Below are 16295 nucleotides of genomic sequence, written 5' to 3'. Positions count from 1 at the left end.
ACGGTCTTCTGTAAAAGTTTGAGGCGCGGCTGAAGCTTCGCATTTATAAAGTGCGCAGGCCACAAATAGCTGCAAAAATAAAAGAAAGCGCCCCTGTACGAAAATGGCTGCGCTTCTTCATTTTCTCTTGCTGCTGGCAGCTTTCTCGCAACCTATTATGACTGCTATCCCTTTAGTGCATGATCAATTGTAAAAAAGGACCCTGACCACGCTTTGCGCGCTGTCCAATCCTCAGGCTCGCCGCTCCAAAAGGGATGCTCGGCGGCAAGGCCCAGCGGGAGAAACACAGCCGCGCATAAATATAGGCTGCCTGTGGAAATATAATGCTCGCCAATGTTTGGCTGGCTGCCGCAAAAGCCGATGGTCAGCCAGCCGTCCGCTGTAAATGTGCCGGGCACAGACAGGCTGCGGCGGATAACCGCTGTTAATGCGCATCGCGCCTGCGCCGGAGTTACGCTGCTTGGCAGCTCGCCGAGCAGCGCACTTTGCGCCAAGCTTTGCATGGCGCCGCAGCGGTACGCAAGCGAGCGTCCCAGCGGCGGAAATGTGCCCTCCGGCGAAATGAGCCGCTCCTGCACCTCCGCCCAGCGCTTCGCTCTCTCCTTGATGCTCGCGTGCATTGCATCCCAATCTTCATAGCAGCCTTGAACGGCTGCTACAATGTCAACGAGCATAGGCTGGATTACAAAGCTGTTGTAATAGTCGAAGTGGAACGATGGCCCATCACCATAGGCCCCATCTCCGACATACCACTGCTCATGCTGCTTAAGGGCGTAATCAATGCGCATCGGGTCCCAGTCGCTTTCTCCCATGCGGTACAAGGCCGCTTCAATAATCGCGGAGAAAAGCAGCCAATTCATGGCGAAGGGCTTGCGCGAGCGGGTTAGTTTGAAAGCTTGGACAACGTGCTTCTGCGCCTTGGCATCCAGCTTGTCCCAAAGCTCCGTCGGCGCACGTAAAATCGCCTGCGCCAGAAACGCCGTATCGACAATCGGCTGGTAGCCTTCAGCGAAATTCATATAATCAGGCGATTCCGGGTCGCAGCCGGCGGCAATTGCGCCGCGAGACAGCTCCGCATATTGCTGGCGCAGCCGCTCTTCCTCTTCGTCTGCCCCGCCGCTGCCCTCAAGCCAGGGCGCTATTCCACATAAAAGGCGGCCCAGCGCCTCCAGATGGGTCACATCAGAGCGGTCCTGTCCCGCAGCAGACTGCACGGGCATCGTTTTTTTTAGCTCACGAGCCGCAAGCAGACGCAGCACAGGCTCAGCAACCCGGCATAGCTCGCTCACCCAATACTTGCGTTCCTCCGCTAACCGCACTCTCTCGCCTGAATCCGTACCTTTTTCCCCAATCAACGGCCGTTCGCCCCTTTCTGTTCCCTAGCTATGCGAATTAAATAACGATCAGATGACACTTGATGCTCGCCTTACGACCAGAAGCTATCGTAGCCGCGCAGCTTGGACAAGCCCTCCGTAAAGAAATAATCGCCGTAGATGAGCGGGACGTCGAGATTTTTGCGTTCCGGGTAATGGCTCGTGCCATGCAGAACCAGCCCTTCCTCCTGTCCATCGTCCGCCCATGCGCCATAGTTCTCGTACAGCGACTTCAAAATCCGCTCGCCCGCACTGCGATACAACTCACGCTCGACCTCTGGCACTACATCCGCAATGGCGAGCAAACCGCAGGCCGCGCAAGCGCCCGCTGATGAATCGCGGTATGGCTCCACGCCATCCGGCAACCGGAAATCCCAATGCGGTACGGAATCCTCCGGCAAATTCGCCAGGAAAAAATGAGCCGTGCGCTTAGCCGCATCCAAATACCGCTGCTCTCCGCTATGGGCGTAACTGAGCGCCATGCCGTAAATCGCCCAGGACGCGCCGCGCGACCATGCCGATTCGGCTGCAAATCCTTGCCCGCCATGCTTCGCAGCTGCTTCGCCACTTTGCGGATCAAACTCTACGATATGATAAACCGAGCCATCCGGCCGAATAAAATGCTCCAGCACCGTATCGGCATGCGCCATGGCCAAATGCTTGTAGCGCGGGTCCTCCGTCGTGCGCGAAGCCCAGTAGAGCAGCGGCAAATTCATCATGCAGTCGATAATAGCCAGCCCGTCATTGCGCTCGCCTTCCCGCCAAGGGTTCCATGCCCGAATATAGCGCCCTTGAATATTAAAGCGGCCGCACAGCAGGTTTGCCGCAAGCAGCGCCCGCCGCCGGGAATCGTCCTCCCCAAGCAGCTTATAACGTGCCACACTAGTCAGCGTCCACATGAAGCCGATATCATGGTCGAGCCGGTCATAGCCCATGATGACTTCGTCGAGCTTAAGCTCGCAGGCTTCGGCAAGCTCTTTGTAGCGCTCCGTGCGCGAATTCTCATCTTGATAGAGCAGCCATAGCAGCCCCGGCCAAAAACCTGCCGTCCACCAATGCGCCGGTTCCAGCACATAAACCCCGTTCACGCTTGCATGGGGAAATTGCGAGCCGATTCGGCCACTCGTCCGTCCGATTTTCTGATTCACCTTGTCCCAAGCTTCATTCACCCAATTTTGCTGCTCCTGCATCTTTTCCTGCACGGTCATTGCTTCGCTCTCCTTTTCTTTGGCGCTTTAATCTATATAAGTTGAACAATTGATTAGCATGATGGCGTTGGTCGCAGCTGCGAGAAAGATTGGACCTCCGGCTGCTGTTGTTTTCTGCTTTCTTGCTTTTATTCCTCATTGAGGATGAAATAAGAAAACAATAGTCCATGCTTACGAAGATGCTTTCCTTCGGAAAGCTTTAGGCGGACGCCAAGCCGGTGTTTACGAAGTGGCTTTCCTGCGGGAAGCTGTGGCTCTCTACAGTACCAACCTTCCTCTTTCGTTTCTCCCTTGTCCCATCGCTTTCTTTCGTTCAACTTCTATAGTTCACTTAGCTATTCCACCTTATGGCTCAAAGCGAAAAACAAACTCGGAATCCACGGCCGCAGTTCCCGCCTCCAAATGATGGAAATCCAGCGTGTACCATTGCCGCTCACGCCCAAAATGATCCATGTCGCTCCGCTGCGTCACCACTGGCTTCCACTGCTGCGCATCGAACGCAATCGTCAGCCTCTTGCGTCCCTGCAAGGCCACGACACCGCCAGCCTCCCCGGCCTCCGGCATCTGCCATGCAACGAAGCGCTCGATAATCTCGCGCCCGCCTTCTACTTCCTCCCGAAACCGATACCGGTTTCGGATCGTCAGCACAGGCAGCGCGCCCTTCTTGTTCCACTCGAAGCGCCGCCCCAGCACTGCAAGGCCCGCTTCCTCGCCGTACGCGGCCTGCAGCGCAAGCTCCAGCACATCAAGCTCCGCGCTGGTCGCCGCCTGCACAACCACGGCGCGCGCGTCCGCGCCCTCGCGCTGGCGCGCGCCGCCAATAATCGGCACGGAATGTCCGTGCGAGCCGTTGCACCAAATCGTATACCGCAGCGGGCCAAAATAGTCCGCCGTATACTCCCCGCTGCCCAAATCCGCCAAATAGGCTTCTCCATCCGCATGAAGTACGAACTGCCCGACATCATTATGATTGTGCGGCTCGGCGTTATGTCCGCCTTTGGCGGCAAAGCTATAAGTAGCGCCATTCGCTGCAACATAACGGGAAAGCAGCCACTGTACATTTTCCAAATAAAACGATTCTGTCGGCCATAAAGCTGCAGCGTTTTCCAAACCGCTTAGCCTCTCGGCACTTTCACTTGTCGTTGTTGTTCTCGTTGTTGTTCTCGCTGTCGTTGTCATTGGCGCTGTCGTGGGCGTTGGCGTTTCCGACTCTGCCCACCAAAGCAAATTCCGAACCGCAGGCGCCCACCTTGCGCAGTGGTCCCCTGTGTAACTGTCGCGCAGGCTGGCATGCGGCAGAGCCACAGCTGGAAACTCCTGATGCAAATAAGAGCTTAGCCCCATAAAGATACCGCTTTCAGAAGGAGCATCGGAAAAATTCACAATGCTGCGGCCACCTGTAAAGCATTTCTGCTGAAACATCGCGATTTCTTGTACTTTTGCGCTGCGGAATAAATCAATAGCCCCATCCGTTGCTGCCTTAAGCAGCTGTGCAAAATAAACATAAAAGCCAAAACCATATTGCCAATACGAATACCCTTCCGCACAAGCTCCGTCTTCGCCATAGCCGTCCAAAAAGCAATCCATCGCAGCTAATACGCGCGAAAGCACCGCTTCCAGCCGTTCGCGATCGTCCATCAAATGCAGCGCTGCTGCGCCAATCGACCCGGCACATACCGCCGCCCAATTATGCTCCGCTCTTTCCCAGAAGTAAGGCCCCTCGGTCAAAAATGGCAGAAACAGCCGCTTTTCCACTTCCTCGTGAATACGCAGGTGCAGTTCCTCTGGCAGCCGGGGGCCGAGCAGCACGCTTATTTCACTGAGCGCGAAGCCCGTCTCCGCAGCGAATAAATCAATGGGCGTTTGCTGCTCCGCCCCGCCGAGATGCGCTGGAAGGCACCAAGCCCGCTCCTCGCAGATCGACCAAAGCGCAGCCTGAAGAGCTTCCAAATATTGCGGCTCTTCCGCTTCAATCAGCGACATAAGTGCGAATGAATTAAGCCGCCGCCTTTTTTGAAAATAAACCCGCTCGTACGGCAGCCGTTCCCCCGTCTCCCCGTACATCCGAAACAAGGTCTCGCTCAGCTCCGGCTCAACGCTCGCCAATTGGCGCTGTGCCTCGGCGCGAATCTCCTCGACTAACGGACGCTGCACCTCAGCTTCGCGCAGCGTGTCATACCATGCCTCGCCTAGCTGTCCCGCAGACAGCGGCTCTCCCTTCACCAACAGCGCGAGTCCTCTCTGGCGCTCTGTCGGCAAATAAAGCTGCCCGGAGAAACGCACTGCAAAGCGCCTTTCCAGCGGCAGTTGTTGCTGTTGCTGTTGCTGTTGCTGTTGCTGTTGCTGTTGCTGTTGCTGTTGCTGCTTCTTCTGCTCCATATATCCCGCTCCTCTCCCCATACTTCTACAGCCTTACGTTTGTTCCCCGTTCCCTATCCGTTACAACCCGCTCTCGTTCTGTTCTCGATAAGTTCTCGATCTGCTCTCTATTTGCTCACTATCTGTTCTTGATCTGTTCTCGATTGACTCACTATCTGTTCTTGATCTGTTCTCGATTGACTCACTATCTGTTCTCGATCAGCTCTCGATTGACTCACTATCTGTTCTCGATCTGTTCTCGATCTGTTCTCGATTGACTCACTATCAGTTCTCGATCAGCTCTCGATTGGCTCACTATCTATTCTCCATCTGCTTTCACTATCTGTTCTCGCTCTCCACTCTATCCGCTTCCAAGCCGTGCCCAATCCGATCCAGACACCTTCAGCAACTATCCATCTCACCTTAAAATAACAGGCTTACAGCTGCCTTAACATCTCTTACAATCGCTTTCCCCTTCTTACAATCGCTTTTGGCCTCTTCGATATTCCACAGGCGTCACACCTGTACATGACTTAAACAGCTTTATAAAATAGCTCTGGTTATCGTAGCCGAGCGTCTCGCATATTTTGCCGACGGGCGAGCCCGTTTGATCAAGCAGCTCTTTGGCCCGATGCATTTTCATCCGTATTACATATTCGATAAAGGTCTCGCCCATTTCCTTCTTGAACAGGCGGCTGAAATAGCTGGGGTTCATAAACAGCTGGTCGGCGACCTCGTCGAGACTGATCTTTTTGTCCAAATGCTGCGAAACGTATTCGCACGCGTCGATGACCTCTGCCCGCTTACTGCCGCTGACGCCATTTTCGGAGGCGGTTATCGCTGACAGGCAGTGGGCAATCAGCCACGCTTGCAGCTCGGAGAGGCTGCCCAACTCCCACACCTCATGGTGGCTGACGTCAATCGAGCTTGCTGAGCGGGTATGCTGCATCAATTGAAGCTTGAGCTTTACGTCCAGCAGCAGCTTAAACACCCAATCCTTCACCTGCTCGGGCGGCAGCCTTCGCTGCTCCGCGAGCGACAGCCACTGGCGCACCAGCTCCTCTGCCGCCTCGCGCTTATGGCCCAGCAGCGCCTCCCGCAGCAGCTCGGCCGCCTCGCCAAACCTTTCCAGCAGCGGATTGTCGCTGCCTGGCTTTGCAGGCTGCGCCGCCTGCACGGCGCCTGCCTTCACAATAGAGCCAGGCGCGCGGTAGAAGCGCGCCTCCGCCCCGGAAAGCAGCTCCGCCAGCGATTCCCGCAAGCTTAAAGGATCGCTCGCGCTATCGCCGATCAGAAAAGACATCGTCAGCTTCAACGAGCTTTTGAGCATACGCTGCACTTCCGCGAGCAGCAGCTTCACCTCGTCGAAGCCGTTTATTTTCAATCCGTGCGGGCATACCTGCATGAAGAAGGATTCCTGTGGACTGTACACAAAATGGGCAGCGGGGCAGCCCGTCTCCCTGCTCGCCATCACCTCGCGGGTAACATTGTCCACTACAAAACGCAGCACCTCCTCCGAGCGAAAACGCTGCAGCGCCCGCGGGTAATCGTCGATGATGCCCAGTACGGGAATGACCCGCTCGCAAGCTCCGAACGGCAGGCCGAATGCTCCCAGCTCCTGCTGCCATTTTTCGGGATCCAGCATCGGCTGATGAAGCGTCGCCTTAATAAACTGCTCCTTCAGCAGCGCCTTATTGCGATCGACCATATGCTCCTTGCGGAGCTGCTCCATATGCAAATCTTTCGTCACATTCAGCTCCGCCTGAAATTGCAGCAACAGCTTGCGTATATCTGAAGGATCAAGCGTATCCTTCAGCAAATAATCCTGCACTTGCAGCTTGAGCGCCTGCTGGGCATAACGAAACTCATCGTGGCAGGAGAGCACCGCTACGCGAAGCTCTGGTTTGCGCTCCTTCAGCCGGCGTATGAGCTCCAGCCCGTCCATGCGCGGCATCCCGATATCTGTAATCAGAATATCCGGCATTTCCTCCAGCGCCGCTGCCAACGCGACCTCGCCGTTCTCATGCATGCCTAACAGCCGAAAGCCAAGCTCCTCCCACTCAATGGCAAAAGCCAGCAGATCCAGCACAGGATAATCATCATCAACCAGCATCACCTTAACCATCAGAATCCACCACCTGCTTCGGAATGTACAGCGTAATGACTGTGCCTTGCCCGATATCGCTGTCTATCGTCATCTGGAAGCGCTCGCCGTAGGTTATGCCCATCCGCTCATACACATTAACAAGTCCAATGCCTGAAAACTTGCCCGCTAAGGCGCCTGTTTCACTCTCTTCCTCGCCTGCGGCTCCCTGCTCCAGCTTGTCTAAAGCTTCTGCGCCCAGCTTATACCGCAGCCGTTCAAGCTTTCCCTTCTCAATGCCTTGGCCGCTGTCGCTTACCGTTATTTGATAGCCGCCTTCCGCTTCGCTCGCACTAATCGTCATTAAGCCGGCCTGCTGGCTGAAGCCGTGAATGAGCGCATTTTCAATAATTGGCTGCAGGCAGAAGCGCGGGACGAGTGCCGTTAGGCTCAGAGGCGACAGGTCGAGCGTCAGCTCCACCTTCTCCTTTTGCCGCATATTCATCAGCCTCACATAATCAATGGCAAGATCGACTTCCTCATGAAGCGGAATGACGCCTTTATCCTGGCTAATGGTCATCCGCAGCAGCTTCGATAGCGAGCTGATCATTTCTGCGCTTTCCGAATCTCCTTTGCGCAGCACCTTCATTCGAATCGAATTCAGCACATTAAACAGAAAATGCGGGTTGATCTGCGCCTGGAGCATCGCAAGCTCCGCCTTGCGCTTTCGCACCTGCGTCTTCGTAATTTCGCCAATCGTCTCCTTCACCTTATCGAGCATTAGATCGAAGGACTGGCCCAAATAGCCGATCTCATCCTCCCCGCGAATGCCCGAGCGCACCTCCAAATTGCCGCGCTGCACCGTCTCCGCTACCCGCCCTAGACGAACGAGCGGCCGTGTGAATTTGCCCAGCAAATAAAGCAGCAGCACCATAAATAAGCAGAAAGATACGAGCTGGAACGTAAAGACGCGTTTAAAAATGACATTCAGCTTAAATACGGCGCGATCATACGGCGTAAGCGACACCAGCTTCCAGCCCGTAAGCGAATTCGTATGCCAAGCCATTAAATAATCCTCGTTTTCAATTTGCAAAATATGCGGGTCCGACTTCTCGCTTGCAAGCGTTGCATAAGGAAAAATCTCGCCCACACGCGTGGCGTCGGGATGCGATAAAATGTGGTCCTCGCTGCCAAGCAGCATCGTCTCCTGCTCCAGCTCGATTTTCCGGAAAATATCGCTCACCTTGGTTTCCAGTATCGTCACGATGACGTAGCCGTAGGGATTTACGCTGTCGCCGCGCAATGCCCGGGCAATGGACAGCTGGTAGGGACTGCGGCTTTTATCACTGTCAAACACCGTCGGCGTAGCACCCGGCCAAAACGATTGCAGCCCGGACAGCCCATTTAACTGCGCGAACCAAGGCTCCTCGCGAAACAAGCCGGGGTCGTATTCATCAAACGAATAATTGGCAAAATTCGTCCCGTCCTTCAGCAAAATCGTCACATACGCCTTGTCGCCGACGACGGTCATATTTTCAATTTTATTCATAATCTTCATGCGATCGAGATAGCGGTCATATTCCGCGCTCGCGCCTTCATAGGTTTTGCCTGAAGCAATCGCTTTCATAATCCGGTTCATTTCCGAGTCCAACTGCACGTTATTGGCGATATAAAACATATAATTAAACAGATTCGACACGTAGCCATCCACCAGCTCCAGCTTTTGCTGCGATTGCGTGACCGCCTCCTGCTTCATCGCATCCTTCGTCAGCATATTGTAGACGGCAAGCGTAATTAAAGCGGGGAGGAGCAGGCAGACGACAGCCGCTACCATCAGCCGATAGCGAAACGACCTCAGCCGCAGCAGCGACAGCCATTGACTAGACATAACCCCCACCCCTTTTTTTCGTCGTTCTTTCAAGTGTAACTGAAACTCACCATCTCCGCGCCGTTTTCCCTTAAGATTTTTTCTGTATTGATTGGACTAGAACATATAAGATCGGGAAGCATCAGTCGATCAGCATTGGCCCTGAGATTAAGCTGCTTAATCTGGAACTGGCTTTGTGTCGGACAGTGTGGCCGTTATTTGTGAGAATAGCAAGCTTTGGCCGTGCTCGCGGACTCAGAAGCCGCTATATGTGCTGCCTAACATGCAATGAGCCTAGTTTGAGGGATATAACGGCCTCACAGTCCGCAGCGATGTGAAAAAGGACGAAAATGGGTCAATAAGGGCTTTACAGTCCGCGAGCAACGCAAAGACCGCAATTATACCAAGATCGCCACGTTACAAAGCCGTTGGGGCCACAGCTGTAATAGCTAAAGCTGTACGAACCAAGTGAATGTCATCCAGCAGAAAAGATCCGTCCCAGTTGCAGCAACTTGGTCAAAGAAGGAGTAGGGTGGCTGGAATCTTTAGCTCAACCTATACAGCAAAATCATTGATTTTCTGCGGTTTCAGGCAAAAAGAAGTGCAGCAACAGCTCTGCACTTCTCCCTATACCTTTTACCCGTGTGGTGAAAAGGTCTGCGTAGCAATAAGATTGGACTGGAGAAGCGTTAGCGCTCGCTTTTATCGTCAAATTTCTACCATTCCCCTTGCTATAAGCAAAGGAAATTTGACGATAACGGCGATCGGAAGCCCATCTTTTGCGCAGCAGACTTTCTTCCACCACACGCTCCCACTACTACTTTTTGTTCGAATCGATCACCTGCTGCACACGCTCCTGCATGGCGGCAATCGTTTGATCAACGTCCTGCTGATCAAAGATCAGCTTCTCGTACTCCTCATTGATCACTTTATAAATTTCCGCTTGATACGTAACGGGCGGAATGATTTTGGACGATTTGGCGTTTTTCAGCACCGACAGCAGCGACTGCTTGTCAACCTTCTCCGGATTTGCCGTGCCGCTCAAAATCGTATCAATAATCGATTCCAGCTGGGAATCGTCAATGCCATTCCAGGACGGAACATTTTTACCTTGAGCGATCTGCCCTTCGGTCGTATACCAGCGAACAAACTGGTACGCTGCATCCTTATGCTTGGAGGAAGCCGCAACCGACACATAATCCGTCGTTACCATCGTGTAGCCGCCTTCGTCTGCGGCTGCATTTTTTGGAATAGGAGCGACTGCTACTTCAAAGTTAAGCGGGAATTGCTCAGTTCCGCCCAGCTCCGTGTTCATCCAGCTTCCAATCATGATCATGCTGACTGCTTGATTGAAAAACTGATTGCGGTAATGCAGCTTCTGCGAAATCATATCGGTGTAAGGAGATGCCGATTTGTCCTGCTTCTCCATTTGCACGCGCAGCTCCAGCGTTTTGCGCATGAGCGGATTGTCCAAATTGGACGTGCCATCCGCCTTCAAAAACTCGGTATTATCCGGCTGGTTCGCCAGCGCCAGCTTCAGAAATTCCATCCAGCCGCCATTTTGCGGACCATGGAAATACGTGCCGTAATGCTTCGATGCGCCATCGCCTGTCGTAAGCGTCTTCGCATAGCTCATAAAGTCATCCCATGTCCATTCGGTTGGCACATCTAGTCCAGCAGCGGCCAGCTGCGTTTTGTTCAGCAGAACATACCAAGGGTTGAACTTGCCTGGCAGCGCATAATATTTGCCGTCCAGCATCGTATCAACCTTGTACTCCTCATTAACCTTAAAGCCCTCTTTAGCAATAAAATCGTCAATCGGAGCAACCATGCCAAGACCAACGCGCTGCGCATAGCCGGCCGGGTCACTGAACATAATGACGTCCATCTGCTCATTGGAGGAAGCGGCAAGATCCAGCTTCTGAATCGCTTCCTGCGTATCGCCCTTCTCGCTCAATACGACGACATCAACCTTGATGTTTGGATTTTTCTCCTCAAATGCCGCAATCGTCTGCTTCCAATTATAGCTCGCTTCGTTGCCGAACGTATGCAGCTTGATCGTAACCTCTTCATCAGCCGCCCCCTGCGCCGGACTTTCCGTGCTGCTGCTCGCTGCTGGCGAAGCCGCTGCCCCGCCGCTCTCTGCGTTTCCGCCTGATGAGCAGCCCGCCGCCACCATCATGATCGACATCAGCATAAGCGATAACCATTTCATTTTTCTAAACATGCAAACCCTCCTCATGAAAATAACGATAGCTGTGTGAAATAAGTGTGTATGCGCTTTCTATCTATCGTTATTGTAGCAATGCGGCTGCCCGCTCCTATACTACAATATTGACTACATTTACGACTATTTTGACTTCCCCTAGCAGCCCGCTTGGGGCAGTGCCTGCCGTTATACATCTTGCAACTGATTAAACTACCCCTTTACACCGCCCAGTGCAATACCTTCGATGACGCTTTTTTGCCCAATGACAAAAATAATCAGCAGCGGCACGATCGACGATACGGCGGCCGCCATAATGAGCGAATAAAATTCGCCGTTAATGGTCGTAAACTTTTGCATCGCCAATTGAATCGTGTACAAGCTGTCCGTCCGCAGGAAGATCAGCGGATTTTGGTAGTCGTTCCATGTCCAAATGAAGCGCAAAATCGCATACGTCGCAACGGCTGGACGCACAAGCGGAAACGCAATTTGCATAAATATCCGGGCATGTCCCGCCCCATCGATTTTCGCCGATTCAATATATTCATTATGAACGCCCATAAAAAACTGGCGCAGCATGAAGGTGCCAAGCACGCTGAAGCTGCCGAGCAAAATAAGTCCCGCATGGCTGTCGAAAAAACCAATCGAGCGATACAAAATAAACTGCGGCACCAAAATCGCCTGCTGCGGAATCATATAAGTGGCGAGTACGATAAGAAACAAATATTTTCCTGCTGCAAACTGGATTTTGGAAAAGCCATAAGCGGCAAGCGCGGATACGATGCACGATAATATCGTCGTGACTACTGTAATTTTAATGGAATTCAAATAGTATTTATAGAATGGAAATTGCCCATTCCACACTTCCTTGTAATTTTCAATGACATGCCACGTTTTCGGTATCCACTGAATCGGATAAGTGAATACATCCGCCTCAATTTTGAAGGAAGTGGACAGCATCCAGACGAAGGGCAGCAGGAACAAAATGCTCATGCCCATCATAAGCACCGTGAAAATCGATTTGCGAACCGTATTTATCGTTTTTTGGTTCATTCTCTTCTTGCCTCCCTTATAGAAATGCTATTAATAATTCACCCACTTTTTCTGGCCGACCCATTGCAGAAGGGTAATGAGCAGCACACAAGCGAACAGGACGACTGCCATCGAGGAGGCATAGCCGATTTTCAAATTGACGAATGCCGTATCATACAAATACCAGACGATCATGCTGGTCGAGGAAAGCGGCCCGCCTTTGGTCAAAATCGCTATTAAATCAAACACCTTGAACGTCGAAATAATGCCTGTTACAAGCAGGAAGAAGGAAGTTGACGACAGCTGCGGGAACGTAATGCTTTTGAATTTTACCCAAGCGTTTGCTCCATCAATATCGGCTGCCTCATACAAATCCCGCGGAATCGATTGCAGTCCTGCAATGTACACGATCATATTAAAACCGATAGCCGTCCAGACGGTAATCATCATGAGCGATGGAAGCGCATATTTGGGATCAGCAATCCATTTCGGCGGATTTTCAATACCAAGCGCCATGAGCAGTTGATTAACCGGTCCCGCCGACGGGTGGAAAAGCACCTGCCAGACGATAGCTACCGCTACAATGCTGGAAATGTACGGCATGAAATACGCAACCTTGAAATAGCCTTTTAAATACACATGCTTGTCGATCATAATCGCGAGAAACATTGAAACCGCCAAATAAGCAGGCACGGTCAGTAGAAAATAAGCATTATTTTTCAGCGATTTTAGGAATGCCGCATCTTTCGCCAGCCGCTCGAAATTATCGAAGCCGACCCATTTCAGGCCATCAAAGCCAGCGATAAAATTCCAGTCCGCCAGCGACAGCCCGAAGGTAGCGAGTATCGGCAGCAGCGTCAGCACCGTCACTCCTATGAGCATCGGGCCTACGAACAGAAAACCTGCGAGCGTTTCTTTTCGTTGGATCGCGCCGCTTGACCGCCTCGCCGCCATTTGCTGTTTGCCTGAATGCTTCTGCTTGGTCGTTGTTTGTTGTAGCGGATTCATGAGCCTTCACCTCGATCTATAATGGATACCTTTATCATAGAAAAAATGGCGCTCGCGCTGTGACGGTATTTTGCCAACCTATATCATTATTTTGACTTTATCGCAGACAAGCTTAAACCTCTGGCAAGCAAGCGTAAACGGCTATCGCCATCTTCTGACGGCAAAGCTACCGTTTCGCGCTGAACTATAAGCCGATTATAAGGGCACACCTTATAAATTCTTATAATTAAAAAAAGCGATGACCAGCACCCTATGGCGCCAATCATCGCTCTTTCCTTGTTCCGCTTATGCTGCTTGCAGCGGCTTATTCTTTTTGTCAGACGGGAGAAATACGGTGAACAGCCCCAGCAGCGGCAAATACGAGCAGCACTGGATTACGAACACAATGCTTGTCGCATCAGCAAGATTGCCGAGAATCGCCGATCCCGCACCGCCAAGCCCGAAGGCAAGGCCGAAGAAAATGCCGGATACGAGCCCGACCTTGCCTGGCAGCAGCTCGTTCGTATACACCATAATGATCGAGAACGCCGAAGCCAAAATCAGCCCCGCAAAAAAGATCAAAATAACCGAAAGCGTCAAATTCGCATACGGCAGGGCAAGTGAAAAGGGTGCCGTGCCCAAAATCGAAAACCAAATGAGCGCACGGCGGCTGAATTTATCCGCCAGCATGCCGCCGAACAGCAGCCCAATAACGTTTGCAACCAGAAACACGAATAAGATCAATTGTGCCTGGCTCGTCGATACCCCGAATTTTTCTATGGCATAAAAAGAATAATAGCTCGTTATCGCTGAAATATAAACGTATTTAGAAAATACCAAAATCATAATAATCGTAACCGCAACTGCAACTCTTGCCTTAGAGAGGCCGCTTCTTGCGAACGGATGATTTTGCACCGTCCCCTTGCGCTCCTTCTCCGCCTTTAAGTGCTTCGTGTACCAGCGGGCGACATAGCTTTGCAGCATGAACCCGACAACAAGCAGCAGGGAAAACCAGACGACACCCTTTTGCCCCGTATGCACGAACAGCATCGCTGTCATAATCGGAGCAAGCGCTTGTCCAATATTTCCGCCAAATTGAAAAATCGATTGCGCCAGTCCTTTGCGCGCCCCGCCTGCCACATAAGCTACCCGCGCCGACTCTGGATGGAATATCGCTGAGCCGATCCCAATTAGCATAACCGCAGCGAGTATCATCCAATAATACGCCGAGAAGGACAGCACCAGCACACCAGCCAGGGTGAAAAGAATGCCAATCGGCAGCAGCCTTGGAATCGGCCGTTTATCGGTAAAAATACCAATGAGCGGCTGTAAAATCGCTGCCGTCAAATTAATAATTAAAGAAATAAAACCAATTTGCGAGAAGGTTAACGAAAAAGAATCTTTAAGTACCGGATACAGCGCAGGCACAATCGATTGAATCGTATCATTGAGCAAATGCACCGAGCTTGCAGCAAACAAAATCGGGAAAAAAGTGGTGGCCGCCACATTGGCCGGCCGAATAGCAGCTTGATTGGTTGACATTAGGTTCTCCTTTTTCGAAGTAAAAATCGACGTTTGATATGCGATATATTGCATATTATATTCTGATTGTGTATGATATAGCAAGATTTATTTTCGCGACTGCTTTTTGTCTAAACCAAGCTTACTTTAATCCATTTGCGCCCTCTTGCTGCTTCGATATATGATAGGAAGTAGCCAATAACGCCGTTTAGGAGCTGCGGCTCGAATTTTTTGAAGAAGGTGATGCAATGCCGATACCGACTAATTATTCCTCGCCGCTGCGAATATCTGCGAAGGACCGGGCTTTAGCCCAGCTCCAGAAATGGATTATAGAAGGCACGCTTCAGCCCGGAGAGAAGCTGATCGATGGCGAGCTTGCAGATGCACTTGGCGTCAGCCGGACGCCGATTCGCGAAGCGCTGCAATTGCTTGAAGTACAAGGGCTTGTACAAATGCTGCCCAGCAAGGAAACAAGAGTGACGATGATTGAGGAAGAGGACATGCCTAAGCTTTATGCGCCGCTTGTTGCGCTGCATGCGCTCGCGGCCGAGCTAGCAGTGCCGCATATTCAGCCGGAGCACATAACGCGCCTTAGCGAGCTGAATGCACAGTTTGCGAAATGCATTCAGGAAAACAAGCCTTATGAAGCGCTGGAATATGATGAGGAATTCCATAATGTCATTTTGGAGCTGGCGGATAATGCCTATATTCAATCCTTTACCTCCTCGCTGCAAATGCACATCCGCCGCTATAAGTATTTATTTATCAAACGGCCTGCTTCGATTGCACAGGTAGGAGTTAAAGAGCATCAGGCGATCATTGACGCGCTGGAAGCCCGTGATGCGGAAGCCGCTTCCCTGATGATGAAGAAAAATGTAAGCATTCATACTTAGGCACAAAGCTTGAATTGGCTCATCTTAGGTAAAAAAGAAAACCAACTTCACTCCCCGTTTGTTCAAACGGAGTTGAAGTTGGTTTTCTCGTATTTATGGATCATGTTATTCGGCTTATTCCGACGGTTTTAATGCTTTTAGAATAAAGGTTGTCGTGTCTGCAATCCGCTCCTCCAGCGTAGTCGTATCCTCGCCCATAAGCACCAGCATGTGGATATTTCCTTTCGGAAAAAGCAGGGTTGAGCTAACCGCCGTAAAAGCCATATGAATCGAATTGAATTCAAATATTCCCTGCTCCCGCCCCTCCAGCAGCCATTTATGAATCAGCTGCCATAGCGGAAGGACACGCTCCTGAATCATTTCAATACGCGGAGTGAGCAGCGCAAACTCGCATTGAATAATGTAAGATAGCTCAGCATCCTGATAACGAAAGGTGAGCAGCTCCCGAATAACGAGCTTCATGCCTTCAAGCGGTTCCATATCCTGAGCGATAGAAGCGATGCCCCTGCTAGGAAAAAAAGCTTCAAATAGGGCGAAAAACAAATTATCTTTTCCGCCAAAATAATAAGAGATCAGCGCCACATTCGCGCCCGCTTCCTCACAAATTTGCCGGACGGATGTCCTGTCAAAGCCTTGAGCGGCAAACAGCTTTTTCGCTGCCAGCAAAATTCTCATTTTCACATCGATATCCGCAGCTTTCATCTCAGCCTCCTAACGGCAACCACTTTATTTGACGCAAGCACTCGGGGCTGACCAGAAAGCGCGGA

At 51.7% G+C, this 16295-nt stretch carries 12 protein-coding genes; 1 reads left to right on the top strand and 11 read right to left on the bottom strand.

What is annotated here, in order from left to right:
• Window positions 1–164: 164 nt before the first annotated feature.
• The 10 genes from BBD42_RS14645 to BBD42_RS14600 form a co-directional block, all read right to left on the bottom strand.
• On the bottom strand, window positions 165–1355 hold the full coding sequence (locus BBD42_RS14645) for a DUF2264 domain-containing protein (RefSeq protein WP_237163480.1): 1191 nt from the start codon (window positions 1353–1355) through the stop codon (window positions 165–167).
• 71 nt (window positions 1356–1426) lie between these two features.
• The gene (locus BBD42_RS14640; protein ID WP_099518740.1) at window positions 1427–2581 is read right to left on the bottom strand and encodes a glycoside hydrolase family 88 protein; all 1155 of its coding nucleotides are present in this window, start codon (window positions 2579–2581) and stop codon (window positions 1427–1429) included.
• Between the two features lie 345 nt (window positions 2582–2926).
• Entirely contained in the window at window positions 2927–4960 is a 2034-nt protein-coding gene (locus BBD42_RS14635) for a heparinase II/III family protein (protein ID WP_172455503.1), read from the bottom strand.
• A gap of 457 nt (window positions 4961–5417) precedes the next feature.
• Entirely contained in the window at window positions 5418–7064 is a 1647-nt protein-coding gene (locus BBD42_RS14625; protein WP_099518737.1) for a response regulator transcription factor, read from the bottom strand.
• Window positions 7057–8910, bottom strand: a complete 1854-nt coding sequence (locus tag BBD42_RS14620; protein WP_099518736.1) for a cache domain-containing sensor histidine kinase — start codon at window positions 8908–8910, stop codon at window positions 7057–7059. Before BBD42_RS14620 ends, BBD42_RS14625 begins: the two co-directional genes overlap by 8 nt.
• Window positions 8911–9457: 547 nt before the next feature.
• A complete protein-coding gene (locus tag BBD42_RS31560) occupies window positions 9458–9691 on the bottom strand; it encodes a hypothetical protein (protein WP_150131554.1) in 234 nt (77 codons plus the stop codon).
• Window positions 9692–9706: 15 nt separating this feature from the next.
• Window positions 9707–11116 carry an ABC transporter substrate-binding protein gene (locus BBD42_RS14615; protein WP_099518735.1) on the bottom strand — a complete coding sequence of 470 codons (1410 nt, stop codon included), beginning with the start codon at window positions 11114–11116 and terminating at the stop codon, window positions 9707–9709.
• A gap of 192 nt (window positions 11117–11308) precedes the next feature.
• Window positions 11309–12148 carry a carbohydrate ABC transporter permease gene (locus BBD42_RS14610; RefSeq protein WP_099518734.1) on the bottom strand — a complete coding sequence of 280 codons (840 nt, stop codon included), beginning with the start codon at window positions 12146–12148 and terminating at the stop codon, window positions 11309–11311.
• Between the two features lie 30 nt (window positions 12149–12178).
• Window positions 12179–13081, bottom strand: coding sequence for a carbohydrate ABC transporter permease (locus tag BBD42_RS14605; RefSeq protein WP_099521615.1), 903 nt, complete (start codon window positions 13079–13081; stop codon window positions 12179–12181).
• A 339-nt stretch (window positions 13082–13420) separates the two neighbouring features.
• Window positions 13421–14656, bottom strand: a complete 1236-nt coding sequence (locus BBD42_RS14600) for an MFS transporter (protein ID WP_099518733.1) — start codon at window positions 14654–14656, stop codon at window positions 13421–13423.
• Window positions 14657–14883: 227 nt separating this feature from the next.
• On the opposite strand from BBD42_RS14600, the gene BBD42_RS14595 reads away from it, so the two are divergent.
• The gene (locus BBD42_RS14595) at window positions 14884–15528 is read left to right on the top strand and encodes a GntR family transcriptional regulator (protein ID WP_099518732.1); all 645 of its coding nucleotides are present in this window, start codon (window positions 14884–14886) and stop codon (window positions 15526–15528) included.
• A 114-nt stretch (window positions 15529–15642) separates the two neighbouring features.
• Here the strand turns inward: BBD42_RS14595 and BBD42_RS14590 are convergent, their stop codons facing one another.
• Complete coding sequence (locus tag BBD42_RS14590) at window positions 15643–16230, bottom strand: TetR/AcrR family transcriptional regulator (protein WP_099518731.1); 588 nt, start codon at window positions 16228–16230, stop codon at window positions 15643–15645.
• Window positions 16231–16295: the final 65 nt, after the last annotated feature.

This window comes from Paenibacillus sp. BIHB 4019 (assembly GCF_002741035.1).
Lineage (GTDB): Bacteria > Bacillota > Bacilli > Paenibacillales > Paenibacillaceae > Pristimantibacillus.
The sequence above is the reverse complement of the archived record's forward strand: the minus strand, read 5'-3'. Positions and strand labels throughout refer to the sequence as shown.

Coding starts and splice junctions, on each gene's coding strand:
- BBD42_RS14640 (WP_099518740.1), bottom strand. CDS start 2,581: ATGACCGTGCAGGAAAAGATGCAGGAGCAGCAAAATTGGGTGAATGAA.
- BBD42_RS14635 (WP_172455503.1), bottom strand. CDS start 4,960: ATGGAGCAGAAGAAGCAGCAACAGCAACAGCAACAGCAACAGCAACAG.
- BBD42_RS14625 (WP_099518737.1), bottom strand. CDS start 7,064: ATGGTTAAGGTGATGCTGGTTGATGATGATTATCCTGTGCTGGATCTG.
- BBD42_RS14620 (WP_099518736.1), bottom strand. CDS start 8,910: ATGTCTAGTCAATGGCTGTCGCTGCTGCGGCTGAGGTCGTTTCGCTAT.
- BBD42_RS14615 (WP_099518735.1), bottom strand. CDS start 11,116: ATGTTTAGAAAAATGAAATGGTTATCGCTTATGCTGATGTCGATCATG.
- BBD42_RS14610 (WP_099518734.1), bottom strand. CDS start 12,148: ATGAACCAAAAAACGATAAATACGGTTCGCAAATCGATTTTCACGGTG.
- BBD42_RS14605 (WP_099521615.1), bottom strand. CDS start 13,081: ATGGCGGCGAGGCGGTCAAGCGGCGCGATCCAACGAAAAGAAACGCTC.
- BBD42_RS14600 (WP_099518733.1), bottom strand. CDS start 14,656: ATGTCAACCAATCAAGCTGCTATTCGGCCGGCCAATGTGGCGGCCACC.
- BBD42_RS14595 (WP_099518732.1), top strand. CDS start 14,884: ATGCCGATACCGACTAATTATTCCTCGCCGCTGCGAATATCTGCGAAG.
- BBD42_RS14590 (WP_099518731.1), bottom strand. CDS start 16,230: ATGAAAGCTGCGGATATCGATGTGAAAATGAGAATTTTGCTGGCAGCG.